22 protein-coding genes are annotated in these 21,401 nt (G+C 70.9%); 6 read left to right on the plus strand and 16 right to left on the minus strand.

Features of this window, described 5'->3' with window-relative positions; translation table 11 throughout:
* Positions 1–57: 57 nt before the first annotated feature.
* On the minus strand, positions 58–429 hold the full coding sequence (locus ACIQWG_RS18080) for a DUF4267 domain-containing protein (protein WP_404096387.1): 372 nt from the start codon (positions 427–429) through the stop codon (positions 58–60).
* 88 nt (positions 430–517) lie between these two features.
* Here ACIQWG_RS18080 and ACIQWG_RS18085 point away from each other — a divergent pair, with 88 nt between their 5' ends.
* Positions 518–1,102, plus strand: coding sequence for a TetR/AcrR family transcriptional regulator (locus tag ACIQWG_RS18085; protein ID WP_404096389.1), 585 nt, complete (start codon positions 518–520; stop codon positions 1,100–1,102).
* Positions 1,103–1,520: 418 nt separating this feature from the next.
* Here ACIQWG_RS18085 and ACIQWG_RS18090 read toward each other — a convergent pair whose 3' ends face one another.
* The 5 genes from ACIQWG_RS18090 to ACIQWG_RS18110 all read right to left on the minus strand — a co-directional run bounded on the left by ACIQWG_RS18090 (position 1,521) and on the right by ACIQWG_RS18110 (position 8,566).
* Complete coding sequence (locus tag ACIQWG_RS18090; RefSeq protein WP_404096392.1) at positions 1,521–3,770, minus strand: putative bifunctional diguanylate cyclase/phosphodiesterase; 2,250 nt, start codon at positions 3,768–3,770, stop codon at positions 1,521–1,523.
* Between the two features lie 271 nt (positions 3,771–4,041).
* Positions 4,042–6,237, minus strand: a complete 2,196-nt coding sequence (gene ligA / locus ACIQWG_RS18095) for an NAD-dependent DNA ligase LigA (RefSeq protein WP_404096395.1) — start codon at positions 6,235–6,237, stop codon at positions 4,042–4,044.
* A 15-nt stretch (positions 6,238–6,252) separates the two neighbouring features.
* Entirely contained in the window at positions 6,253–7,260 is a 1,008-nt protein-coding gene (locus tag ACIQWG_RS18100; protein ID WP_404096397.1) for a methionine synthase, read from the minus strand.
* Between the two features lie 50 nt (positions 7,261–7,310).
* A complete protein-coding gene (locus tag ACIQWG_RS18105; RefSeq protein ID WP_404096400.1) occupies positions 7,311–8,009 on the minus strand; it encodes an SDR family oxidoreductase in 699 nt (232 codons plus the stop codon).
* Positions 8,010–8,026: 17 nt separating this feature from the next.
* Positions 8,027–8,566, minus strand: a complete 540-nt coding sequence (locus tag ACIQWG_RS18110) for a TIGR00730 family Rossman fold protein (protein ID WP_404096403.1) — start codon at positions 8,564–8,566, stop codon at positions 8,027–8,029.
* Positions 8,567–8,617: 51 nt separating this feature from the next.
* On the opposite strand from ACIQWG_RS18110, the gene ACIQWG_RS18115 reads away from it, so the two are divergent.
* Positions 8,618–8,941 carry a DUF427 domain-containing protein gene (locus tag ACIQWG_RS18115; RefSeq protein WP_404096405.1) on the plus strand — a complete coding sequence of 108 codons (324 nt, stop codon included), beginning with the start codon at positions 8,618–8,620 and terminating at the stop codon, positions 8,939–8,941.
* 37 nt (positions 8,942–8,978) lie between these two features.
* A complete protein-coding gene (locus ACIQWG_RS18120) occupies positions 8,979–9,758 on the plus strand; it encodes an alpha/beta fold hydrolase (RefSeq protein WP_404096408.1) in 780 nt (259 codons plus the stop codon).
* Positions 9,759–9,812: 54 nt separating this feature from the next.
* Here the strand turns inward: ACIQWG_RS18120 and mnmA are convergent, their stop codons facing one another.
* Entirely contained in the window at positions 9,813–10,943 is a 1,131-nt protein-coding gene (gene mnmA, locus ACIQWG_RS18125; RefSeq protein ID WP_404096411.1) for a tRNA 2-thiouridine(34) synthase MnmA, read from the minus strand.
* Between the two features lie 60 nt (positions 10,944–11,003).
* Between mnmA and ACIQWG_RS18130 the strand changes: the two genes are divergently transcribed.
* Positions 11,004–11,669, plus strand: coding sequence for an N-acetylmuramoyl-L-alanine amidase (locus ACIQWG_RS18130; RefSeq protein WP_404096414.1), 666 nt, complete (start codon positions 11,004–11,006; stop codon positions 11,667–11,669).
* A 4-nt stretch (positions 11,670–11,673) separates the two neighbouring features.
* Here ACIQWG_RS18130 and ACIQWG_RS18135 read toward each other — a convergent pair whose 3' ends face one another.
* The 3 genes from ACIQWG_RS18135 to ACIQWG_RS18145 form a co-directional block, all read right to left on the minus strand.
* Positions 11,674–12,843: a cysteine desulfurase family protein gene (locus ACIQWG_RS18135; protein WP_404096416.1), complete on the minus strand. Its 1,170-nt coding sequence runs from the start codon at positions 12,841–12,843 to the stop codon at positions 11,674–11,676.
* A 197-nt stretch (positions 12,844–13,040) separates the two neighbouring features.
* Positions 13,041–13,325 (minus strand): DUF4190 domain-containing protein, encoded by a 285-nt coding sequence (locus tag ACIQWG_RS18140; protein ID WP_404096418.1) that lies wholly within the window; start codon positions 13,323–13,325, stop codon positions 13,041–13,043.
* A 43-nt stretch (positions 13,326–13,368) separates the two neighbouring features.
* Positions 13,369–13,521, minus strand: coding sequence for a hypothetical protein (locus tag ACIQWG_RS18145; RefSeq protein ID WP_383415097.1), 153 nt, complete (start codon positions 13,519–13,521; stop codon positions 13,369–13,371).
* Positions 13,522–13,682: 161 nt separating this feature from the next.
* On the opposite strand from ACIQWG_RS18145, the gene ACIQWG_RS18150 reads away from it, so the two are divergent.
* Positions 13,683–14,309 carry a TetR family transcriptional regulator gene (locus ACIQWG_RS18150; RefSeq protein WP_404096421.1) on the plus strand — a complete coding sequence of 209 codons (627 nt, stop codon included), beginning with the start codon at positions 13,683–13,685 and terminating at the stop codon, positions 14,307–14,309.
* A gap of 111 nt (positions 14,310–14,420) precedes the next feature.
* Here ACIQWG_RS18150 and ACIQWG_RS18155 read toward each other — a convergent pair whose 3' ends face one another.
* On the minus strand, positions 14,421–14,831 hold the full coding sequence (locus ACIQWG_RS18155) for a hypothetical protein (RefSeq protein ID WP_404096424.1): 411 nt from the start codon (positions 14,829–14,831) through the stop codon (positions 14,421–14,423).
* Between the two features lie 195 nt (positions 14,832–15,026).
* A complete protein-coding gene (locus ACIQWG_RS18160; RefSeq protein ID WP_404096426.1) occupies positions 15,027–15,926 on the minus strand; it encodes a thioesterase family protein in 900 nt (299 codons plus the stop codon).
* A gap of 142 nt (positions 15,927–16,068) precedes the next feature.
* On the opposite strand from ACIQWG_RS18160, the gene ACIQWG_RS18165 reads away from it, so the two are divergent.
* Positions 16,069–17,307, plus strand: a complete 1,239-nt coding sequence (locus tag ACIQWG_RS18165) for an alpha/beta hydrolase (protein ID WP_404096429.1) — start codon at positions 16,069–16,071, stop codon at positions 17,305–17,307.
* On the opposite strand, the gene ACIQWG_RS18170 is transcribed toward ACIQWG_RS18165, so the two are convergent.
* The 4 genes from ACIQWG_RS18170 to ACIQWG_RS18185 all read right to left on the minus strand — a co-directional run bounded on the left by ACIQWG_RS18170 (position 17,216) and on the right by ACIQWG_RS18185 (position 21,329).
* Positions 17,216–17,872 (minus strand): trimeric intracellular cation channel family protein, encoded by a 657-nt coding sequence (locus ACIQWG_RS18170; RefSeq protein WP_404097703.1) that lies wholly within the window; start codon positions 17,870–17,872, stop codon positions 17,216–17,218. The two genes, ACIQWG_RS18165 and ACIQWG_RS18170, sit on opposite strands and share 92 nt — an antisense overlap.
* Before the next feature lie 63 nt (positions 17,873–17,935).
* Complete coding sequence (locus ACIQWG_RS18175; protein WP_404096432.1) at positions 17,936–19,222, minus strand: dipeptide ABC transporter ATP-binding protein; 1,287 nt, start codon at positions 19,220–19,222, stop codon at positions 17,936–17,938.
* A gap of 14 nt (positions 19,223–19,236) precedes the next feature.
* Positions 19,237–20,334 carry an ABC transporter ATP-binding protein gene (locus tag ACIQWG_RS18180; RefSeq protein WP_404096434.1) on the minus strand — a complete coding sequence of 366 codons (1,098 nt, stop codon included), beginning with the start codon at positions 20,332–20,334 and terminating at the stop codon, positions 19,237–19,239.
* A complete protein-coding gene (locus ACIQWG_RS18185) occupies positions 20,331–21,329 on the minus strand; it encodes an ABC transporter permease (protein WP_404096437.1) in 999 nt (332 codons plus the stop codon). Before ACIQWG_RS18185 ends, ACIQWG_RS18180 begins: the two co-directional genes overlap by 4 nt.
* Positions 21,330–21,401 lie beyond the last annotated feature (72 nt).

Here is a 21,401-nt window from a genome sequence, read left to right on the forward strand (position 1 = left end):
CGAGGTCCTCAGAGGTCCTCAGAGGTCCTAAGAGCCCTCAGAGGTCCACGGAGGTCCTCAGACGAGGAAGAGCAGGACGGCGCTGATGAGAACGATGACCGCCGTGGCGAAGTGAATCCCGAAGGCCACCGCCTTCGCTCCGCCGTGCCGCAGCACTATCAGTGTGTCGAAGAGCGGCACGATCGCCACGGCGAGCATGAACCAGGCCTCGGCGCGGGCGCCGGCGAAGAACAGCAGCGCGAGACCCGCCAGGCCGAAGGTGCCGTCCCTCAGGCCCTTGATGGAGAGATAGGCGCCGGCGTCACCGTCCGGCCGGGCCGGGACGCCGTAGCCGGTGGCGGCGGACTCGGGCTGGAACAGGAACCGGTACCCGAGGAACACGCAGAACAGGTTGAGCACGACGGCCAGGGTGTAGGCGGTCACGGTCATGACTTCGACTCCTCGCTAGCACTGCTAGGGACAAGAGCGAAGCTAGCAGAGCGTCGACAGTTGCGCTAGCACTGCTAGAATTTCTGGCATGTCGATCCAGACGCGCAAAGAGCGCGAACGAGCGGAGCGCGAGCGGCTGATCGTCACGGCCGCGCGGGAACTCGCGGAAGCGGAAGGCTGGGACGCGGTGACGACCCGGCGGCTGGCGGCGGAGATCGAGTACAGCCAGCCCGTTCTCTACAGCCATTTCAAGGGCAAGGGCGCGATCATGGCCGCGGTGGCCGTGCAGGGCTGCGCGGACCTGGCCGCCGAGTTGCGTACGGCCCGTGAGGCGGCGAAGGGCGAGCGCGCGGCCCTGGCCGCGGTGGGCGAGACGTACACGGCCTTCGGGCGGCGCCGGCCCGCCCTGTACGACGCGATGTTCACGCACGCGTCGGAGCTCCCGTTCGCCACACCGGAGGCGCCGGCACCGCTGAAGGAGGCCTTCGGAGAGCTGGCGAGCGCGGTCGAACCCATCGCTGCGGAGGGCGAGGACCCGGGTCTGCTGACGGAGACGTTCTGGGCCGGACTGCACGGCCTGGTGACGCTTATGCGCAGTGGCCGGTTGCCGGAAGGGGCACACGAACAGCGACTGGCGCTGCTGATCGGGCACTTCACGGCGGGGAGGGCCTGACCGGTCACGGCGGGGAGGGCCTGACCGGCCGACTCAGCGCTGCGGCCGACCTGATCGGGCGACCCCGCGTCGGGGGGGGAGCTAGCGGGTGCCGGGCGGCGGGGGTGGCGGCATGGGGCGCTGGGTGCGCGGGCGGCGGGGGCGGCGGCGACCGTCGGTGGACGCGCGGGCGACGGTGGGCGGGCGCTGGTCTGCCCGGGCCAGCGCCCGCCGCGCACTGGACGAGCAGGGCCGATCGGACACGGGACGGCGGGGAGAGCGTCTACGGCATCCCGGGCGGCGGGCAAGAGCACCCAACCGCCCCGACGGCACGGACAGCGCCGGCCCGGACACGGGACGGCAGGCGACACGCCGGCCCGAACACTGAGCGGCGCGGGAAACGCCCGCCGGCCCTGAGGTCGCGTCGGATCAGGTCAGGTCAGGTCACTTCGTCGGTCGCCGCGGCCGGCAGGGCCGCGCGGGGGCGCTGCCAGCCCCGGGACCCGCGAGCCCGCAGCCACGCCGTCGTCTCCTCGGGCGGCATCGCCGCGGCCACCAGCCACCCCTGCACCGCGTCGCAGCGCAGATCCCGCAGCCGTTCCCACGTCTCGTCGTCCTCGACGCCCTCGGCGACCACGAGCAGCCCCAGCGAATGCGCCAGGTCCACGGTGCAGCGCACGATCTCCGCGTCCTCGTTGTCCACCGCGAGCCGCGCCACGAACGAGCGGTCGATCTTCAGCTCGCTCACCGGCAGCCGCCTGAGGTGCACGAGGGACGAGTAGCCGGTGCCGAAGTCGTCCAGCGACATCTTCACGCCGTGCCCGGTCAGGCCGGCCAGCGTGTCCGCGGCGCGCTGCGGGTCCTCCAGCAGGACGTGTTCCGTTATCTCCAGTTGGAGCGCTCCCGCCGGGACTCCGTGCCGGGCCAGCCGCGCGGCGACCGAGCCGGCGAAGCCGGGTGTGTGGACGTCCCTCGGCGAGACGTTGACGGCGACCGGGACATACAGCCCCTGGGCGCGCCACTGGGCCACCTGCGCCAGCGCCGTCTCCAGCACGTACTCCGTCAGATGCGGCATCAGCCCCGACGACTCGGCGATCGCTATGAACTCGTCCGGCGGCACCTTCCCGCGTTCGGGATGTACCCATCGCACCAGCGCCTCCAGCCCCGCGACCTGCCCGTCGAAGCGGACCTTCGGCTGGTAGTGCAGCTCGACCTCGTGCGCGTCGAGGGCGCGGCGCAGATCCCCGAGCAGACCCAGCCGGTCGGGGGTGTTCGAGTCGCGCTTCGACTCGTAGACCTCCACGCCCGTACGGTCCCGCTTCGCCTGGTACATCGCCACGTCCGCGCGCCGCAGCAGTCCCTCGGCGTCGAGCGCGTGGTCCGGGAAGACCGCCACACCGGCGCTGGCCTCCAGGACCAGGGTGAGGCCGTCCAGGTCCAGCGGGGAGCTGAGGGCGGTGACAAGGCTGCGGGCGACCCGGGTCGCGGACGTGGTGGAGTCGGCGACGGGTAGCAGGACGGCGAACTCGTCACCGCCGAGCCGCGCGGCCTCCGCTCCGCGCGGCAGGGCGAGGCGCAGCCTGTCCGCTATCTGCAACAGCAGCCGGTCACCGGCCAGATGACCCAGCGTGTCATTGACCGACCGGAACCGGTCGAGGTCGATCAGCATCAGGGCGGACCGGGCGCCGATGCGTTCGGCGTCGTCCAGCGCGGTCCAGATGCGCTCCAGCAGCCACTGCCGGTTGGGCAGCCCGGTCAGCGGGTCGCGCAGTTGCTCCTCCGCCCGGGCCCTGGCTATCCACAGCGTGGAGTCGAGGGCGACCAGGGGGATCGAGAACAGCGGCAGCAGCAGGGGTTTGGCGATGGCGACGACACACACCAGCGGGGCGATGCCGAGCAGCGCGACCGCGACCAGGCCCTGACGCACCAGCGCGGTGCGCTCGACGGTGGGCAGGCCGCCGCGCGGGGACTGGAGGTACCACAGCAGGACCCGGGTGACCGCGAGATAGGCGGTCGCGACGAGCACCACGCCGGGGGCGGTGTAGAGCGTCCAGGTGTCGGGGTTCCAGGGGGTCTCGACGGTGGGCACCCGGCCGAAGGCGGCCAGCACAAGGGCGCCGGCCGCGATCCCGAGGATGTCGACGGCGCCGTGCAGCACACCCTGCCGCCACCGGTTGCGGCGGGCGACACCGACCAGGACGACGACGGTGAGGCTCACCATCCCGGCGGGCACCCAGCCGTACAGCATCAGTACGGCGATGGTGAGGGCGGCGCCGGAGCCGGTGCCGCCCCACCAGCGGGCGCGGCCGAGCGCGACCAGGTGGCCGACGATGATGCCGGTCAGCACGGCCAGCGACCAGCCGACCGTGCCGGACGGGAAGAGCGCGTGGTTGTCGGTGAACGCCCGGTAGAACCCGGCACCTAGAACGAACCCGGCCGCCGCGACGACGGCCGACGGCAGCGCGGGCCAGGACAGGTGGTGGTCGTGATCGGGGTCCGACAGCCCGGCGGTGCGCTCGGGGCCCAACTGCCGGACGGCGCGGCCGTCCACCATGGTGGGCGGCCCGATGGCGCTCCCCGCGCCTCTTTCCACGCGCGAACGCTCCGCGCTCCGCGACACCCGTCCCCGCCATGCGTCGGTCATCCGGCGCAGCCGCGAGCGCGGGGTGGCGCTCTCGGTCGGTTCCATTCCCGTCCCTCTCACACCCGGCGGTGCCCACGCCACGCGGCCCGATGCCCGACAAAAACCTTCAACGGCACCGCGTCGGAAACCCTGCCCCCGGCCCTTCGAAGCCCTTCAAGAGCAAAGGGATGCCCCGACCGCAGCTGGGCACGGCAGGCGCACATCTCAACAGTAGGCCGCAGAAGGCTTCCACGGGCAGCGGTCGTCGACGGTTGCCCGAATGCGCCCCAGCCACCCGTATGCATCTGGTATGCGCCGATCGGGTGGCCTTCAACCGCTACTCCTCCGCGGAGAGGGCAACTTCAGCCGCCGCGTCGGGCCCCTGTTCCAACAGGACGTTGAAGCCGTCCTCGTCCAGAACAGGCACCTTCAGCTGCATGGCCTTGTCGTACTTGGACCCAGGGCTGTCACCTACGACAACAAAGGACGTCTTCTTCGAAACGGAACCGGTCACCTTCGCTCCACGGCTCTGGAGCGCGTCCTTGGCTCCATCGCGCGTGAAGTGCTCCAGTGTGCCGGTGACGACGACCGTGAGCCCCTCCAGCGGGCGCGGGCCCTCGTCCTCACCGGTCGACTGCTCCTCCAACGGAACCCCGGCGGCCTTCCACTTGCGGACGATCTCGCGGTGCCAGTCCTCGGCGAACCACTCCTTGAGCGCCGCGGCGATGATGGGACCGACGCCGTCGGTCGCCGCGAGCTCCTCCTCACTGGCCTGATCGATGCGGTCGACCGAACGGAACTCGCGCGCGAGGGCCTGCGCCGCCACCGGCCCGACATGGCGGATGGACAGCCCGTTGAGGAACCGGGCGAGTGGGCGCTGCTTGGCCGCCTCGATGTGCTCCAGCAGCGCGAGGGTGTTCTTCTTCGGCTCGCCCTTCTGGTTGGCGAAGACCGTGACGACCTTCTCCTCGCCCGTCTTGGGGTCCCGCTTGGGCAGGCCGCTGTCCGGATCGAGGACGTAGGCCTTGATGGGCAGCAGCTTCTCCACCGTCAGGTCGAACAGGTCGCCCTCGTCGACCAGCGGCGGGTCGGCCGGCTCCAGCGGACGGGTGAGCGCGGCAGCGGCCACCCCACCGAAGTGCTCGATGTCGAGGCACTCACGTCCCGCGAGGTAGGACACCCGCTCGCGCAACTGCGCCGGGCAGGCGCGGGCATTGGGGCAACGGAGGTCGATGTCGCCCTCCTTCATGGGCCGAAGCGCCGTACCGCACTCGGGGCACTCGCTCGGCATCACGAACTCCCGCTCGCTGCCGTCGCGCAGGTCGACGACCGGGCCCAGGATCTCCGGGATGACGTCCCCGGCCTTGCGGAGGACCACGGTGTCGCCGATCAGCACGCCCTTGGCCTTGACGACCTCCTGGTTGTGCAGCGTCGCGAACTCGACCTCGCTGCCCGCGACGGTGACCGGCTCGACCTGGGCGTACGGTGTGACCCGGCCGGTGCGGCCGACGCCGACCTTGATGTCGACGAGCTTGGTGTTGACCTCTTCCGGCGCGTACTTGTACGCGATCGCCCAGCGCGGTGCCCGCGCGGTGGAGCCGAGGCGGCCCTGGAGGCGGATCTCGTCGAGCTTGACGACGACTCCGTCGATCTCGTGCTCCACGGAGTGGCGGTTCTCGCCGTAGTGAGCGATGAACTCCCGCACACCGCCGAGGTCGTCGACCACCCGGTTGTGCGGCGATGTGGGCAGGCCCCAGGTCTTAAGGAGGTCGTAGGCCTGGGAGAGACGGGTCATGCCCGAGAAGCCCTCCAAAGCACCGATGCCGTGCACGACCATGTGCAGCGGGCGGGTGGCGGTGACGCGCGGGTCCTTCTGGCGCAGCGAACCCGCGGCGGCGTTGCGGGGGTTGGCGAAGGGCTTGTCGCCCGCCGCGACGAGGCGCTCGTTGAGTTCGAGGAACTTCTCCATCGGGAAGTAGACCTCGCCGCGGATCTCCACCAGGTCGGGGACCTTGTCGCCGTGCAGGCGGTCCGGGATCTCCGCGATCGTGCGGACGTTGGGGGTGATGTCCTCGCCGGTGCGGCCGTCGCCGCGGGTGGCCGCGCGAACGAGGCGGCCGCGCTCGTAGGTGAGGTTGACCGCGAGGCCGTCGACCTTCAGCTCGCACAGGAAGTGGTACGTCTGCTCGCCCAGTTCGCGCGCGATGCGGTCGAACCAGGTGGCGAGCTCGTCGTCGTTGAAGGTGTTGTCGAGCGACAGCATCCGCTCGCGGTGCTCGACCGCCGTGAACTCCGTCTCGTACGACCCCGAGACCTTCTGGGTCGGCGAGTCCGGTGTGCGCAGCTCCGGGTACTTCTCCTCCAGCGCCTCCAGAGTCTTCAGCAACTTGTCGAAGTCCGCGTCGCTGACGACCGGAGCGTCCTTCACGTAGTACCGGAAGCGGTGCTCCTCGACCTGCTCCGCCAGCTGCGCGTGCTGTTCGCGGGCCTCGGCGGGCACCGCCGTCGTCTCCGCTTGCTTGTCGCCGGCCACCGTGTTGTCCTCCCGTTACTCTGGGTTGTCCGCGAGGGATCTCGCCGCCCGGACGCAGTGGGCGAGTGCCCGGCGTGCGTACTCGGGGGAAGCCCCCGCGAGTCCGCACGACGGGGTGACCGTGACGGCCTCCGCGAGAAGCGCCGGTGACAGCCCCAGCCTGCGCCACAACGTCCTGACACCCATGACGCTACCGGCAGGGTCTGACAATGGGCCGTCCGTGCCGGGGACGACACCTGCGAAGAGCCGGGTGCCGCCTTCCACCGCCTCGCCGATCGCGTCGTCGTCACGCTCGGTGAGGAGTGAGAAGTCGAAGGAGACGGCCGCGGCACCCGTCCGGCGCAGCAGGGCGAACGGCACGTCCGGTGCGCACGAGTGGACCACGACGGGGTTGTCGCCGTGAACCCCGACGACGTCGCGGAGGCCGGCCTCGACGATCTGCCGGTCCACGGCCCGGTGGGTCCGGTATCCGCTGGCCGTCCTGACCTGGCCGCGCAGTACCGCGACGAGGGAGGGCTCGTCGAGTTGCAGGACGATGCGGGCGCCGGGGACGCGGCGCCGGACCTCCGCGAGATGCTGCCGAAGCCCTTCGGCGAGCGAGGCGGTGAGGTCGCGGCAGGCGCCGGCGTCGGAGAGGGCGGCCTCGCCGTTCCTCAGCTCCAGCGCGCCGGCGAGCGTCCAGGGCCCCACGGCCTGGACCTTCAGCTGCCCCTCGTACCCCTGGGTGAACTCCTCCAGCGCGTCGAGGTCCTCCCCCAGCCAGGACCTGGCCCGCTTGGTGTCCCGCCCCGGCCGGTCCCCGATCCGCCACCCGCTGGGCTCCACGCGCGCGTACAGCTCCACGAGCATCCCGGCGGTCCGGCCGATCATGTCCGCGCCGGGGCCGCGGGCGGGCAGTTCGGCGAGGAACGGGAAGTCCTCGAAGGACCCGGTGACGGTCTTGGCGGCCTCACGGGCGTCGCCGCCCGGCATGGAGCCGATACCGGTGGCGGGGGCGAAGGCGAACGGGCTGTTTTCACTCACCCGGGAAGCCTATGCAACGCTCCGCACCGGTCGGCACCCATCCAGCCCGGTCAGCGGCCCGGCCGCACCGTCAGGTCGTTCACCTCCGCGTCCCTGGGCAGGTCCAGAGCCATCAGGATCGTCGTGGCCACCGACTCGGGGTCGATCCACTGCGACGCGTCGTACGCCTTGCCCTCCTGCTGGTGGACCTTCGCCTGCATGGGGCTGGCGGTGCGGCCGGGGTAGACGGAGGTCACCCGGACGCCGTTGCCGTGCTCCTCGTGGCGCAGGGAGTCGGCGAGAGCCTTGAGGCCGTGCTTGGAGGCGGCGTACGCGGACCACTCGGCGCTCGCCCGCAGGCCGGCGCCGGAGTTCACGAAGACCACGTGGCCCTGGGTGGCGCGGAGTTGGGGGAGGAAGTGGCGGGTCAGCTCGGCCGGCGAGACGAGGTTGACGTTGAGCTGGTGGCGCCAGGACTTCGGGGTCAGGTCGCCCACCGGGCCGAGGTCCACGACGCCGGCGATGTGCAGCAGGGAGTCCACCTGGTCCGGGAGCGACTGGTGGGAGAAGGCCCAGGACAGCTTGTCCGGGTCGGCCAGATCGCCGACCAGCGTCTTCGCGCCGGGGAACTCCGCCGCCAGTTCCTTCGCGCGGCCCGCGTCGCGCGCGTGGAGGACGAGTTCGTCCCCGCGCGCGTGCAGACGGCGGGCGACGGCCGCGCCGATGCCGGAACCCGCTCCGGTGATCACATGTGTAGCCATGCCCGCCATGCTCGCATCAGGCACCGTCAGGCGACGCCCCGGCTCTCCTCCAGGTACGCCAGCGCCCCGACCGGCTCCTCCGCGAAGAACACCAGGTCGGTCAGCGCGCGCGGCAGGAAGCCCTCGTCCTCCATGCGCCGGAACTGCTCCTTGAGGCCGTCGTAGAAGCCCGCGGTGTTGAGCAGGACCACCGGCTTGTCCGTGTGGCCGTGCTTCTTCAGCTCCAGGATCTCCGTCGCCTCGTCGAGGGTCCCGGTGCCACCGACCATGATCACCACCGCGTCGGCCTTCTCCAGCAGCAGCCTCTTGCGCTCGGCGAGGTCCTTGGCGATGACCATCTCGTCCGCGCCCTGCCGGGCCTTGGCCGCCAGGAAGTCCACGGAGACCCCGCACAGCCGTCCTCCGGCCTCCTGCACTCCGTCGGCGACCACCTTCATCAGTCCGACGTCGGAGCCGCCCCACACGAGCGTGTGCCCGCCCTTGCCGAGCAGTTTCGCGAACTCGCGCGCGGGTCGGGTGTAACGGTCGTCGAGGTCGGCGGCGGAGAGGAAGACGCAGATTCGCATGGGGCCACCGTACGCGGGAAGAACCCGGCGCCCGCGAGCGCTTGTGTCGATATGGCTGACGGACACACGATCACGATCGAGCAGGGCACCCGACGCGTGCGGGTGGTGCGCGGCGACCAGGTCCTGGCGGAGAGCGACCGCCCCCTCCTCCTGCGGGAGACGGGCTGCCCCGTGCGCTACTACATCCCGCCCGAGGACGTACGGCTGGACCTGCTGAAGCCCTCCGAGACGCACACGTACTGCCCCTTCAAGGGAACCGCCTCCTACTGGTCGCTGCCGGACGCGGCGGACCTCGTGTGGGCCTATCCGGACCCGAAGCCGGACGTGGCCGAGATCAAGGACCACCTCTGCTTCTACGAAGTCGAAGTGTCGTGAGTGATTAGTTCCGCCCCGTGCGGCAATCTCCACAGACATGGACAAGAACATCACCTCGGCCGACGGCACCTCCATCGCCTACGACATCACCGGTGAAGGCCCGGCGGTGATCCTGATCAGCGGGGCGATGTCCACGGGGGGCACGGTCGCGCCGCTGGCCGTGCCCCTGTCGCAGGGGTTCAGGGTCGTCGTGTACGACAGGCGCGGGCGCGGTGAGAGCGGTGACACGGCCCCGTACGCGGTGGAGCGCGAGGTCGAGGATCTCGCCGCGCTGATCGAGGCGGTCGGCGGGCAGGCCGCGCTGTTCGGCACCTCGTCGGGCGGCGCGCTCGCGCTCGAAGCGGCGGCGAGCGGGCTGCCGGTGCGCCAGGTCGCGGTGTACGAGACGCCGTTCGCCGTCCACGAGGGCGGCGCGAAGGAGCGCGCGGAGTACACCGAGCGGCTGACGGAGGCGCTCGCCGAGGGGCGGCGCGGGGACGCGGTCGCGCTGTTCCTGCGCCTGACGGGGATGGCCGAGCAGATGATCCAGGGCGCCCGCCAGTCCCCCATGTGGCCCGGCATGGAGACGATCGCGCCGAGCCTCGCCTACGACAACGCCGTGATGGGCGACGGCCTGGTGCCCCGGGACCGGCTGGCCTCGATCACGGTCCCGGTGCTGGCCGTCGCGGGCGGCGCGAGCCCCGCGTGGATGCACGAGGCGTCACGCGCGGTCGCCGACACCGTGTCCGAGGGGGCGTTCCTGAGCCTGCCGGGGCAGACGCACAAGGTGGAACCGGAGATCCTGGGGCCGGTGCTGGTGGAGTTCTTCGGGGCGTGACCGGGGGCCGGCCGCCGAAGGGCGGCGGCCCCGCGGAGGGCAGCGCGCGGAACCTCAGACGGCCGTCGGCGTCGCCCGCACCGTGGACGCGATCGTCGCCGAGCCCACGACGCGCGTGCCGTCGTACAGGACGATGGCCTGGCCGGGGGCGACGCCGCGGACCGGCTCGGTGAAGGTGACCTCCAGGGAGCCGTCGATCAGCTCGGCGGTGACCTCGGTCTCGCCGCCGTGGGCGCGCAGCTGGGCGGTGTAGGTGCCGGGGCCGGTCGGGGCGGCGCCGCACCAGCGGGGCTTGACCGCGCTGAGGGCGCCGACGTCCAGGGACGCCGCGGGGCCGACCGTCACCGTGTTGTCGACCGGCGAGATGTCCAGGACGTAGCGCGGCTTGCCGTCGGCGGCGGGATGGCCGATGCGCAGGCCCTTGCGCTGGCCGATCGTGAAGCCGTACGCCCCCTCGTGCGTGCCGAGCTTGGCGCCCGACTCGTCGACGATGTCGCCCTCCGCCTTGCCGAGGCGGTTCGCGAGGAAGCCCTGGGTGTCGCCGTCGGCGATGAAGCAGATGTCGTGCGAGTCCGGCTTCTTGGCGACCGCGAGGCCCCGGCGCTCGGCCTCCGCGCGGATCTCGTCCTTGGTGGTCACCGTGTCGCCCAGCGGGAACATCGCGTGGGCGAGCTGCCGGTCGTCGAGGACCCCGAGCACGTACGACTGGTCCTTGGCCATGTCGGAGGCGCGGTGCAGCTCGCGCGTGCCGTCCTCCAGCAGGACGACCTTGGCGTAGTGGCCGGTGCAGACGGCGTCGAAGCCGAGGGCCAGCGCCTTGTCCAGCAGGGCCGCGAACTTGATCTTCTCGTTGCAGCGCAGACAGGGGTTAGGGGTGCGGCCGGCCTCGTACTCGGCGATGAAGTCCTCGACGACGTCCTCGCGGAAGCGGTCGGCGAGGTCCCACACGTAGAACGGGATGCCGATGACATCGGCGGCGCGGCGGGCGTCGCGGGAGTCCTCGATGGTGCAACAGCCCCGCGCGCCCGTGCGGAAGGATTGAGGGTTCGCCGAGAGCGCGAGGTGGACGCCGGTGACGTCGTGGCCCGCTTCGGCCGCGCGGGCGGCGGCGACGGCGGAGTCGACCCCGCCGGACATGGCGGCGAGGACGCGGAGGGGGCGGGAGGGCTGCGCGGTGTCAGTCATAACCCTTCCAGGGTACGGGGGCGCGGGAACCAGGGCTGCCGAGTATCCGTTGACGATCACATGGGACAGCGGAAGGCTTCGAAGGACGGCGACCGGAAGGTCGGGCGTCGTGCGTTGCTCATCGGCGGGACGGCGGCCGCGGTGGGCTCGGCCGTGCTGGCCCGCGACGAGCTGGCGCGCCTGTGGTGGCGGGTGCCCGGCGTGCAGAAGCCGCGCAAGGAGGGCGAGGTCGATTTCGCCGGTGCGCGGTGGGTGGCGGCGTCGGACGCGAACTGGCGGATGGCCGACCGGCCCGACGACTACGGCATAGACATGGTGATCATCCATGTCACCCAGGGCAGCTTCGACAGTGCGGTGAAGGTCTTCCAGGACCCGGAGCACGGGGCGGCCGCGCACTACATCGTCCGCAAGGACGGCCACATCACGCAGATGATCCGCGAGCTGGACGTGGCGTACCACGCGGGCAACCGCGACTACAACGAGCGCAGTGTCGGCATCGAGCACGAGGGTTTCGTGGACCGCCCCGAGGACCTCACGGACGAGATGTACGAGGCCTCGGCACGGCTCACGGCCCGCATATGCGCGCGCTACGACATCCCCGTGGACCGCGAGCACATCATCGGGCACGTGGAGGTGCCGGGGACCGACCACACGGATCCCGGGGAGCACTGGGACTGGGACCGGTACATGAAGCTGGTGCGGGCGGCGCGTACGGCGAAGGCGTAGCCGCCTACGTCAGGCCTGCCGCCCTTGCCCGTTCCACCGCCGGTCCGATCGCCTTGGCGAGCGCCTCGACGTCCGCCTCCGTGGAGGTGTGGCCGAGGGAGAAGCGGAGGGTGCCGCGGGCCAGGTCGGGGTCGGTGCCGGTGGCCAGGAGGACGTGGCTGGGCTGGGCGACGCCCGCGGTGCAGGCGGAGCCGGTGGAGCACTCGATGCCCTGGGCGTCCAGCAGCAGGAGCAGGGAGTCGCCCTCGCAGCCGGGGAAGGTGAAGTGGGCGTTGGCCGGGAGGCGGCCCTCGGGTGCCGGGTCGCCGCCGAGGATCGCGTCCGGGACCGCCGTACGGACCGCTTCGACGAGGGCGTCGCGCAGGGCGCCGATCTCCCGGGCGAACCACTCCTGCTGTTCGGCGGCGAGCCGGCCGGCGACGGCGAAGGACGCGATGGCGGGGACGTCGAGGGTGCCGGAGCGCACATGGCGCTCCTGGCCGCCGCCGTGCAGCACGGGCACGGGCGTCTGATCGCGGCCGAGGATCAGCGCGCCGATGCCGTAGGGGCCGCCGATCTTGTGGCCGGACACGGTCATCGCGGCGAGGCCCGAGGAGCCGAAGTCGACGGGGACCTGACCGAAGGCCTGGACCGCGTCGGAGTGCAGCGGGACGTCGAACTCCGCTGCCGCCTCGGCGAGTTCGCGGACCGGCAGGAGCGTGCCGATCTCGTTGTTGGCCCACATCACGGTGGCCAGGGCGACGTCCTGCGGATTGCGGGCGATGGCCGCGCGCAGGGTGTCCGGGTGGACCCGGCCGTGGGAGTCGACGGGAAGGTACTCGACGTCGGCGCCCTCGTGCTCGGCGAGCCAGTGGACGGCGTCCAGGACGGCGTGGTGCTCGACGGGGCTCGCCAGGACCCGGGTGCGGGCCGGGTCGGCGTCGCGGCGGGACCAGTACAGGCCCTTGACCGCGAGGTTGTCGGCCTCGGTGCCGCCGGCGGTGAAGACCACCTCGCTGGGGCGGGCGCCGAGTGCGTCCGCGAGGGTCTCGCGGGCCTCCTCGACGGTTCGCCTCGCTCGGCGGCCGGACGCGTGGAGGGAGGAAGCGTTGCCGGTGACGCTCAGCTGGGCGGTCAGCGCCTCTGCCGCCTCCGGAAGCATGGGGGTCGTCGCGGCGTGGTCGAGGTAAGCCATGGTGGCCACGATTCTAAAGGGCGCCGGTGACCGACCTCGTTCCGTATCGAGGACCGCATTGAAGTCCGTAACGAGGACCGCATTGAGGTCCGCAAGGAAGTCCGTATCGAGGTCGGTAGCGAGCCCTTACCGGCCTCGGCCGGGTCATGCGCCCCTGCTCGCCACCCCCTGGGGGCGGCGGCCCTGCTCGCCCGCCGCTAGAAGCTCCACGACAGGGTGCTGTCCATCTGCATGAACGCCAGCAGGACCACCAGGTCGGCGACCCCCAGCCCCATGCCGAGGTACGCCCGCCCCTTGCGCTGGGTGCCGCGCCAGAGGGACGCCGCCGCGAGCACGATGGCGGTCGGGCCGAGGAAGACGTTGAAGACCAGCAGGCCGAGCAGGCCGAGGATGAAGGACGCCACGGCCATGCCGTCGGCGTCGCGGGCACGTGTGCGGGTGCGGGTGCCGGTGCGACCCGCGGCCGGTGCGGTGAGGTGCATGGGTGTCAGCTCCTGAGAGGTCGGTTCGGACCGGTCGGTGGTGTCAGTTGCGGCGGGCGTGACGCTCGCGGGCGGCGAAGACGCCCAGCCAGACGGCGATCACGGCGGCGGTGACGGCCGTGAAGGCGAGCGGCGCGTGGGCGACGGTGCCCAGCAGCACGCCCAGCAGCAGGAGCGCGGCGACGAGGAACAGCATGGGTCGGATCCCCCTTCGAGATCTCGCACTATGGGATCTCTCGCTTCGATCTCTCTCGTTACAGTTGGGTGAACAGTTGTAGTAACAGTTGTTCACTGACTCTCAAGTCTAGCGCGCTCTACGGCTTTTCAATTCCAGAGAACAGTTGTTAACTGCATGGCATGAGTCACACCCTCGGCATTCGGCAGGCCCAGAAGCAGAAGACCCGGCAGTCGCTCCTGGACGCGGCGTTGGGACTGCTGGAGGAGCAGAGCCTGAGCAGTCTGGGCCTGCGCGAGGTCACCCGCGCCGTCGGCGTCGCCCCGACGGCCTTCTACCGGCACTTCCGCTCCACCGCCGACCTCGGCGTCGCCCTCGTGGAGGAGGCACTCGGCAGCCTGCACCCGATGATCCGCACGATCGTCTCCTCGGCCGGCGACAGCGACCGACGTATAGAGAGCGCGGTCGAGTTGATCGCCCGTCATGTCGAGACGCACCCGGCCCACGTCCGCTTCATCGCCCGCGAGCGGCACGGCGGGGTGCAGTCGGTGCGGGAGGCCATCCAGGACCAACTGGCCCGGTTCGCCGAGGAGGTGAAGGTCGCACTCGCCAAGGACCCCGTCTCCGAGGGCTGGAACGACGACGACCTCCTCATGCTCGCCAACCTCTACGTCGACCAGATGCTGATGACGGCGTCGCTCTTCCTGGACAGTCTGGAGGCACCGGAGGAGGAGCGAGGGCGCGTCGCCCAGGTCGCCACCCGGCAGATGCGGCTCATCAGCATCGGCCGCGCGCACTGGCTGGACTGAGCGCCGACGGCACCCGGACCGGGCACCGGCGAGACATGAGGGGCGGCACCCCCGGCCATCGGGAGTGCCGCCCCTTTCGTACCTGGCGCCGGGCGTCGTACGACGTCCGTGTCAGCTCTTCGTCGCGGATGCCGCCGCGCTCGGCGCACCGCTCGGCGCACCGCTCGGGGCGCCACTGGGAGCGGTGCCGCCACCCTGGCCCCCGCCCGGACCACCGCAACCGCCGGCCTGTCCCCCGCCGGGGCCGCCCTGGCCGCCGCCCTGCCCCCCACCGGGGGCACCACTGGGCGCACCGCCGGCCGCCCCGGACGCCCCCGCCGAGGGCGCCCCCGAAGGCGCCCCGCTCGGCATGCCCGAGGGCGCGCCGCTCGGCGCACCCGACGGCTGCCGGCAGGAGGACGACTGCTGACCGGAGTTGCCGCTGTTCGAGGTCGACGACGAGTCGCCGGACCCACAGGCCGCCAGGGCCAGGGGCGAGAGCGCCAGCAGGGCCACGGCGGGGAGGAGACGCGCACGCTTCATGAGAAACAGCTCCATGGGAGATGAGGAAGTCCTTGGGCCGGAACTCAACCAACGCCGCTTAGGGCTTCCTTGAGGCCCCGCTGTTGATCACCTGTGCGACGGGCAAAGCGGGCCTCAAAGCACCTCGTGGACCTGCCTGTTCCCCGGGAGCCGTGCGCCACCGGCTGGTACAGGGCCGTGACAGAGGCGGACGCCTCAGCCGAGCCTGACGCGCGCCAGCTGCCTCGACTGCGCCACCAACCGGTCCGCGCTGTCCCAGACTTCCGCGTCCTCCTCCAGGAAGCCGCCGGCGAGGTTGCGGGTGGTGACCGACACCCGTAGCGGCCCCGGCGCCGGGCGGCACCGCACATGTGCGGTCAGCTCCACCGTCGGCACCCACCCCGAGATGCCGATCTCGAACGCGGTCGGCGGCAGCGCGTCCACGGCCAGCAGCAGCGAGAGCGGGTCGGCGTCGCGCCCGTCGGCCAGACCGAACCACCCGCGCATCTCGCCCTTGCCCGAGGGCTGCCCGAGCGCCCAGCCCAGGGTCGACGGGTCGAGCTTGAGCATCAGCCGGTCAGTGATGGCCGAGCTGCCGGAGACCGGGGCCGGGCCGTCCTCGGGGCCGAAGCAGTGCTCCATGGGCGGGAACGCCGGCGGCTTGGCCGTCGTACGGACGTCGTCGGGGAGGGAGTCCAGGTCGCCGTAGGAGGCGAGGACGCGGATCCGCTCGACCTCCTGGCCCTCGTCGTCGTACTGGAGGAGCGAGGCCTGGCCGGTCGAGAGCGTCCGGCCGGTGCGCACCACGTCGGTGCGGACGATCGCCGGGCCCGGCTGGGACGCCGTCAGGTAGTGCGCGGAGATCGTGAAGGGGTCGTGGTGCGGCAGGGCGTCCGCGAGGGCGCGGCCGAGGACGGCCAGCAGATAGCCGCCGTTGACGGCGTTGATGATCGTCCAGCCGGCGGAGAGATCGATGTCGTAGACGCCGGGCTCGCGTCGGATGACCGCGGTGTCGCGGTCGAACTCGCTGTCGCCGATCGTGGCCCGCGGGGCCTTCGGGGTTACCGGGGCCGTCGGGGCTACCGGGGCCGTCGGGGCAGAGGCTGCTTCTGGCATGACTGAACGCTACAACAGCAAACTACTAAGCGGTAGCTTTTCACTGACGAAGCGATGGCATTCCGGCGAGATGTGGGCAACTTCTCGTCAAGTGTCCCTGCTCGCCCGAAACCCGGGACCCGATCTCCCCCTCTATCAGGACATGAGTCTCACCGGGACCCCGTTCCTCTACACGCTCGTCGCGCTCTGCCTGGTCGCCGTCGTGCTGCCGCTCGCCCTGTGGTCGCGGGTGCGCGGACCCAGGGCGGTGCGGGCCGTCGCGCGGGTGCTGATGGTGCTGTTCGCCCAGGGCACCGCGGTCGCCCTGGTCTTCGCACTGGTCAACAACTCCAACCAGCTGTACGACAACTGGGGCGACCTGCTCGGCACCAGCGACCATGTGCACGAGGCCGCCGACCTCGGGGCGAGCGGCACCGGCGGGATCGCGCTGGAGAGGCTGCCCAAGCTCAAGCAGACCTTCAAGCCGGGCAAGGGCCCCGGCATGCGGGCCGAGGGCGGGGTGCTCGTCACCCACCTCAAGGGCCGGGTGTCCGGGGTGCACGCCGAGGTCAACGTCTGGCTGCCGCCGCAGTACCACGAGCCCGCGTACCGCAATCACCGGTTCCCGGTCGTCGAGGTGCTGCCGGGCTACCCGGGCTCGTCGAAGGCCTGGTACGGCACGATGGACGCGCCCCAGCAGCTGGCCCCGCTGATGCGCGCCGGCCAGATCGAGCCGTTCATCATCGTCTCGCCGCGCACCACGCTGCTGCCCGGCAAGGACACCGGCTGCGCGAACATCGCCGGCAAGGTCAACGCCGACAGCTGGCTGAGCATCGACGTGCCGAAGATGGTCATGGACAACTTCCGGGCACAGGCCGCGCCGGACGGCTGGGCGGTCGCCGGGTACTCGGCGGGCGCGCACTGCGCGGCGAAGCTGGCGGTCGCGCACCCCGACCGGTACCGGGCCGCGGTCAGCATGTCCGGCTACAACGACCCGGCAGCCGTACCGCAGTCGCTGGCCGGCGGGTCCCCCGCCCTGCGCGCGGCCAACAACCCGTATGAGCTTCTGAAGAACTCCCCGGTTCCGCCGCGCGTCGCGCTCTACCTCTCCGGTCAGCCGAACGACGGATACGAGACGGCCATGGCGCTCAAGCGGATCGCGAAGGCGCCCACCACCGTGGACGTGGTGTTCGTCCCGAGCAGCGCCGGCGGCCACACCATGGCGCTGTGGAAGCCGCAGGTCGTGCCGGCGTTCCGCTGGCTGACCGAGGTGATGGGGAGCGGGCACGGCACCCGTACGGCGCCCGGGACTACTCCTCTCGCACCGTCGACCGTCGGTTCCAGGCACGCGGAGCTCGCCAGTGGAACCTCATCGCCAGCAGCCGCAGCACGAAGGCCGTGACGGCCGCGAGCGTGCTGGTGAGCGGGGTCAGCGCGTCGTAGTGGATGCACAGGACGGTCATCGTGGCGCCGACGATCGCCGGGACCGCGTACAGATCGCGGTCCCAGCGCAGCAGCGACGGCACCTCGTTGGCGAGCACGTCGCGCAGCACACCGCCGCCGACGGCGGTCGCGAGGCCGAGGGCCACGGATGAGGTGAGGTTCAGGCCGTAGTCGTACGCCTTGGTGGTCCCGGCGACGCAGAACAGGCCGAGGCCGGCCGCGTCGAAGACGTTCACGCCGGTCTGGATGCGCTCCACGTGCGGATGCAGGAAGAAGACGAGCCCCGCGGCAAGCAGCGGGGTCAGGAAGTAGCCCAGGTCCGTGAAGGCGGCCGGGGGTACGGCACCGATCACCACGTCCCGGAACAGCCCGCCGCCCAGGGCGGTGACCTCGGCGAGGACGGCGATGCCGAAGACGTCGAAGTTCTTGCGGACGGCCAGCAGGGCGCCGGAGATCGCGAAGACGAAGATGCCGATCAGGTCGAGCGTGTGCTGGACGGACGGGCTGAACAGTTGCTGGAGCACTCGTACATTCTTGCGCAGCACAAAGCCCCCGCCTTGCAAAGGAAGGCGGGGGCCCGGGCTGGGTTACTCGTCGTCGGCCGGGCTGTCGCCCTCGGCCTCGGCCTTGGACGCCTCGGCCTTGGACGCCTCGGTCTTGGACGCCTCGGTCTTGGACGCCTCCGCCTTCTCAGCCTGTTGCGGCACCGAACCCTCGCCGACGATCTCCGCGGCCACCGCGGCCGACGTCGTCGCCGACTCCGCCAGCACCTCGTCCGCCACGAGCTCGGCCGCCTCCTTGGCGGCGGTGAGCAGCACCGTGTCCTGCGGGGCCTGGTCCTCGAAGTTCTCCGGGTGGTGGCAGGCGACCTGCTGGCCGGTCCGCAGCTCCAGCAGCGGCGGCTCGGTCGTCTTGCAGATCTGCGTCGCCTTCCAGCACCGGGTGTGGAAGCGGCAGCCGCTCGGCGGGGCGATCGGCGAGGGCACGTCGCCCTTGAGCAGGATGCGCTCGCTCTTGGCGTTCCTGCGCCTGGGGTCCGGTATGGGGACCGCGGACATCAGCGCCTTGGTGTACGGGTGCATCGGCGCCTTGTAGAGCAGGTCGCGGTCGGCGAGCTCCACGATCTTGCCGAGGTACATCACCGCGATCCGGTCCGAGACGTGCCGGACGACCGAGAGGTCGTGGGCGATGATCACGTACGTCAGGCCCAGCTCGTCCTGGAGGTCGTCGAGGAGGTTGACGACCTGCGCCTGGATGGACACGTCCAGCGCGGAGACCGGCTCGTCCGCCACCACGAGCTTGGGGTTGAGGGCGAGCGCGCGTGCGATGCCGATGCGCTGGCGCTGACCGCCGGAGAACTCGTGCGGATAGCGGTTGTAGTGCTCGGGGTTGAGGCCCACCACCGACAGCAGCCGCTGGACCTCCTTCTTGATCCCGCCCTCGGGCGTGACGCCCTGGAGCCGGAAGGGGGCGCCGATGATCGTGCCGATGGTGTGCCGCGGGTTGAGCGAGGAGTACGGGTCCTGGAAGATCATCTGCACGTCACGGCGCAGCGGACGCATCCCGCCGACGCCGAGGTGGGTGATGTCCCGGCCCTCGAACTCCACCGTGCCGGCGGTGGGTTCGAGCAGCCTGGTGATCAGCCGGCCCATCGTCGACTTACCGCAACCCGACTCCCCCACCACGCCGAGGGTTTCACCGGACCGGACCTCGAAGTCGATGCCGTCGACGGCGTGCACCGCGCCGACCTGGCGCTGAAACAGCCCCTTCTTGATCGGGAAGTGCTTCTGGAGCCCGGACACCTTGAGCAGGACCTCGCCGGGTGCGGCGTCCTTGGTCAGGGTGGCGCCGTCGCTCTGCACGGGAGTGGTCACGGCTTTGTCCTCGCTCACAGCTTCGGCGCAATCTCTTCGGTCCAGATACGCTCCCGCTGCTCCGTGGTCAGATGGCAGGCGGCCCAGTGCCGGCTGCCGGCCTCGGTCAACTCGGGGCGGACGGTGCGGGTGACGTTGTCCTTCGGGAGGTCCGCGTACGGGCAGCGGGGGTGGAAGGCACAACCCGACGGGACGTTGATCAGCGAGGGCGGGGAGCCCTTGACCGGGATGAGACGGTCCTGCTGCTCGCGGTCCAGGCGCGGCATCGAGCCGAGCAGACCCCAGGTGTAGGGGTGACGGGGCTCGTAGAACACCTTGTCGGCCGGTCCGCGCTCGACACAGCGGCCGCCGTACATCACGAGGATGTCGTCGGCCAACTCGGCGACGACGCCCAGGTCGTGGGTGATGATGATGACCGCCGAGCCGAACTCCTTCTGGAGGTCCCGGATGAGGTCCAGGATCTGCGCCTGGACGGTGACGTCCAGGGCGGTGGTCGGCTCGTCCGCGATGAGCAGTTCCGGGTTGTTCACCAGCGACATCGCGATCATGGCGCGCTGGCGCATACCGCCGGAGAACTCGTGCGGGTAGCTCTCGGCCCGCTTGTCCGGCTGCGGGATGCCCACCCGGTCGAGCATCTCGACCGCACGGCGCTTCGCGGTCTTCTTGTCGACGTCGTGGTGGATGCGGTACGCCTCCACGATCTGGTGACCGATCGTGTAGTACGGGTGCAGCGCGGACAGCGGGTCCTGGAAGATCATCGCCATCTCGCGGCCGCGCAGCTTGCGCACGTGGTCCGGGTCGGCGGACAGCAACTCGGTGCCGTTCAGCCAGATCTCGCCGGAGATCTGGGCCTTGCGCTTGCCGTACTGGCCAGCCGTGTGCAGGCCCATGATGCCGAGCGAGGTCACCGACTTGCCGGAGCCCGACTCGCCCACGATGCCGAGAGTCTTGCCCTTCTCCAGCTGGAAGCTGAGCCCGTCGACGGACTTGACCAGACCGTCGTCGGTCGGGAAGTGCACCTTCAGATCGCGCACTTCCAGGAAGGAGGTCGGGGCCGGCGAGGTGCCCGTGGGCTCGCCCACGGCCGCTCCGCTCTTGCTCAGTTCGGTCATGCCAGCCTCACTCGGGGGTCGATCACGGCGTACAGGACGTCCACCACGAGGTTGGCGATGAGCACCGCGACAGAAGTGATCAGGGTGACGCCCAGAATGACGGGCAGGTCCTGGTTCTTGATCGCGTTGAGCACCGCCTGGCCCAGACCGGGCAGGCTGAACGTGGTCTCGGTCAGGATGGCGCCACCGATGAGGGCGCCGAGGTCCATGCCGAGCATGGTCATGATGGGCGTCATCGTCGAGCGCATGGCGTGCTTGCGGATGACGACGCCTTCGCGCAGGCCCTTGGCCCGTGCGGTGCGGATGTAGTCCTCGCCGAGGATCTCCAGCATGGTGGCGCGGGTGATTCTGGCGTACATCGCCGCGTACAGGAACGCGAGGGTGATCCAGGGCAGGATCATGCCGCCTAGCCAGCCGGTGAAGCTCTCCTCGAGCGGCACGTACTCCGCGTTGATCCAGCCGAGGCCGTAGGAGAAGATCGCCAGGCTCAGCAGGCCGGTGAAGTAGATCGGGAGCGAGACACCCGCGAGGGCGACGACCATCGCGCTGCGGTCCCACAGGGAGCCCCGCTTGAGCGCGGAGAGGACACCCGCCGCGACACCGAACAGCAGCCACAGCACGGCGGCGCCGAGCGCGAGACCCAGGGTCACCGGGAAACGGTCCGTCAGCACCGGCCAGATGGCCTGCTCGCTGCGGAACGAGTAGCCGAAGCAGGGCGCGGCGCACTCCGTGACATCTCCGCCGCCCGAGTAGGTGCGGCCCACGAAGATGCCCTTGAAGAACTCCCAGACCTGGACGTAGATCGGTTCGCTCAGACCGAGCTTCTGCCGCACGGCCTCGACGGCCGCAGGGTCGGCCTGCTTGCCCACGAAGCTGGTGGCGATGTCGACACCCGCCCACTTGGGGACGAGGAAGAAGATGCCGAAGACCACCATGATGATGACCACGAGCATCACTATGGCGGCGAACAGCCGCCTGATCAGGTAAGCGAGCACAGATCTCGGCCCGCTGCGGACCGCGGGCCACCAGAGGTTCTCCGGTGGCCCGCGGTCACGCCGCGCCGGCCT

It is taken from the genome of Streptomyces sp. NPDC098781, assembly GCF_044759995.1.
Taxonomy (GTDB): Bacteria; Actinomycetota; Actinomycetes; order Streptomycetales; family Streptomycetaceae; genus Streptomyces.

Excerpts from the sequence above, each read along its gene's own strand:
- ACIQWG_RS18080 (WP_404096387.1), bottom strand. The coding sequence starts at position 429 with ATGACCGTGACCGCCTACACCCTGGCCGTCGTGCTCAACCTGTTCTGC.
- ACIQWG_RS18085 (WP_404096389.1), top strand. The coding sequence starts at position 518 with ATGTCGATCCAGACGCGCAAAGAGCGCGAACGAGCGGAGCGCGAGCGG.
- ACIQWG_RS18090 (WP_404096392.1), bottom strand. The coding sequence starts at position 3,770 with ATGGAACCGACCGAGAGCGCCACCCCGCGCTCGCGGCTGCGCCGGATG.
- ACIQWG_RS18105 (WP_404096400.1), bottom strand. The coding sequence starts at position 8,009 with ATGGCGGGCATGGCTACACATGTGATCACCGGAGCGGGTTCCGGCATC.
- ACIQWG_RS18110 (WP_404096403.1), bottom strand. The coding sequence starts at position 8,566 with ATGCGAATCTGCGTCTTCCTCTCCGCCGCCGACCTCGACGACCGTTAC.
- ACIQWG_RS18115 (WP_404096405.1), top strand. The coding sequence starts at position 8,618 with ATGGCTGACGGACACACGATCACGATCGAGCAGGGCACCCGACGCGTG.
- ACIQWG_RS18120 (WP_404096408.1), top strand. The coding sequence starts at position 8,979 with ATGGACAAGAACATCACCTCGGCCGACGGCACCTCCATCGCCTACGAC.
- mnmA (WP_404096411.1), bottom strand. The coding sequence starts at position 10,943 with ATGACTGACACCGCGCAGCCCTCCCGCCCCCTCCGCGTCCTCGCCGCC.
- ACIQWG_RS18130 (WP_404096414.1), top strand. The coding sequence starts at position 11,004 with ATGGGACAGCGGAAGGCTTCGAAGGACGGCGACCGGAAGGTCGGGCGT.
- ACIQWG_RS18135 (WP_404096416.1), bottom strand. The coding sequence starts at position 12,843 with ATGGCTTACCTCGACCACGCCGCGACGACCCCCATGCTTCCGGAGGCG.
- ACIQWG_RS18140 (WP_404096418.1), bottom strand. The coding sequence starts at position 13,325 with ATGCACCTCACCGCACCGGCCGCGGGTCGCACCGGCACCCGCACCCGC.
- ACIQWG_RS18145 (WP_383415097.1), bottom strand. The coding sequence starts at position 13,521 with ATGCTGTTCCTCGTCGCCGCGCTCCTGCTGCTGGGCGTGCTGCTGGGC.
- ACIQWG_RS18150 (WP_404096421.1), top strand. The coding sequence starts at position 13,683 with ATGAGTCACACCCTCGGCATTCGGCAGGCCCAGAAGCAGAAGACCCGG.
- ACIQWG_RS18155 (WP_404096424.1), bottom strand. The coding sequence starts at position 14,831 with ATGAAGCGTGCGCGTCTCCTCCCCGCCGTGGCCCTGCTGGCGCTCTCG.
- ACIQWG_RS18160 (WP_404096426.1), bottom strand. The coding sequence starts at position 15,926 with ATGCCAGAAGCAGCCTCTGCCCCGACGGCCCCGGTAGCCCCGACGGCC.
- ACIQWG_RS18165 (WP_404096429.1), top strand. The coding sequence starts at position 16,069 with ATGAGTCTCACCGGGACCCCGTTCCTCTACACGCTCGTCGCGCTCTGC.
- ACIQWG_RS18180 (WP_404096434.1), bottom strand. The coding sequence starts at position 20,334 with ATGACCGAACTGAGCAAGAGCGGAGCGGCCGTGGGCGAGCCCACGGGC.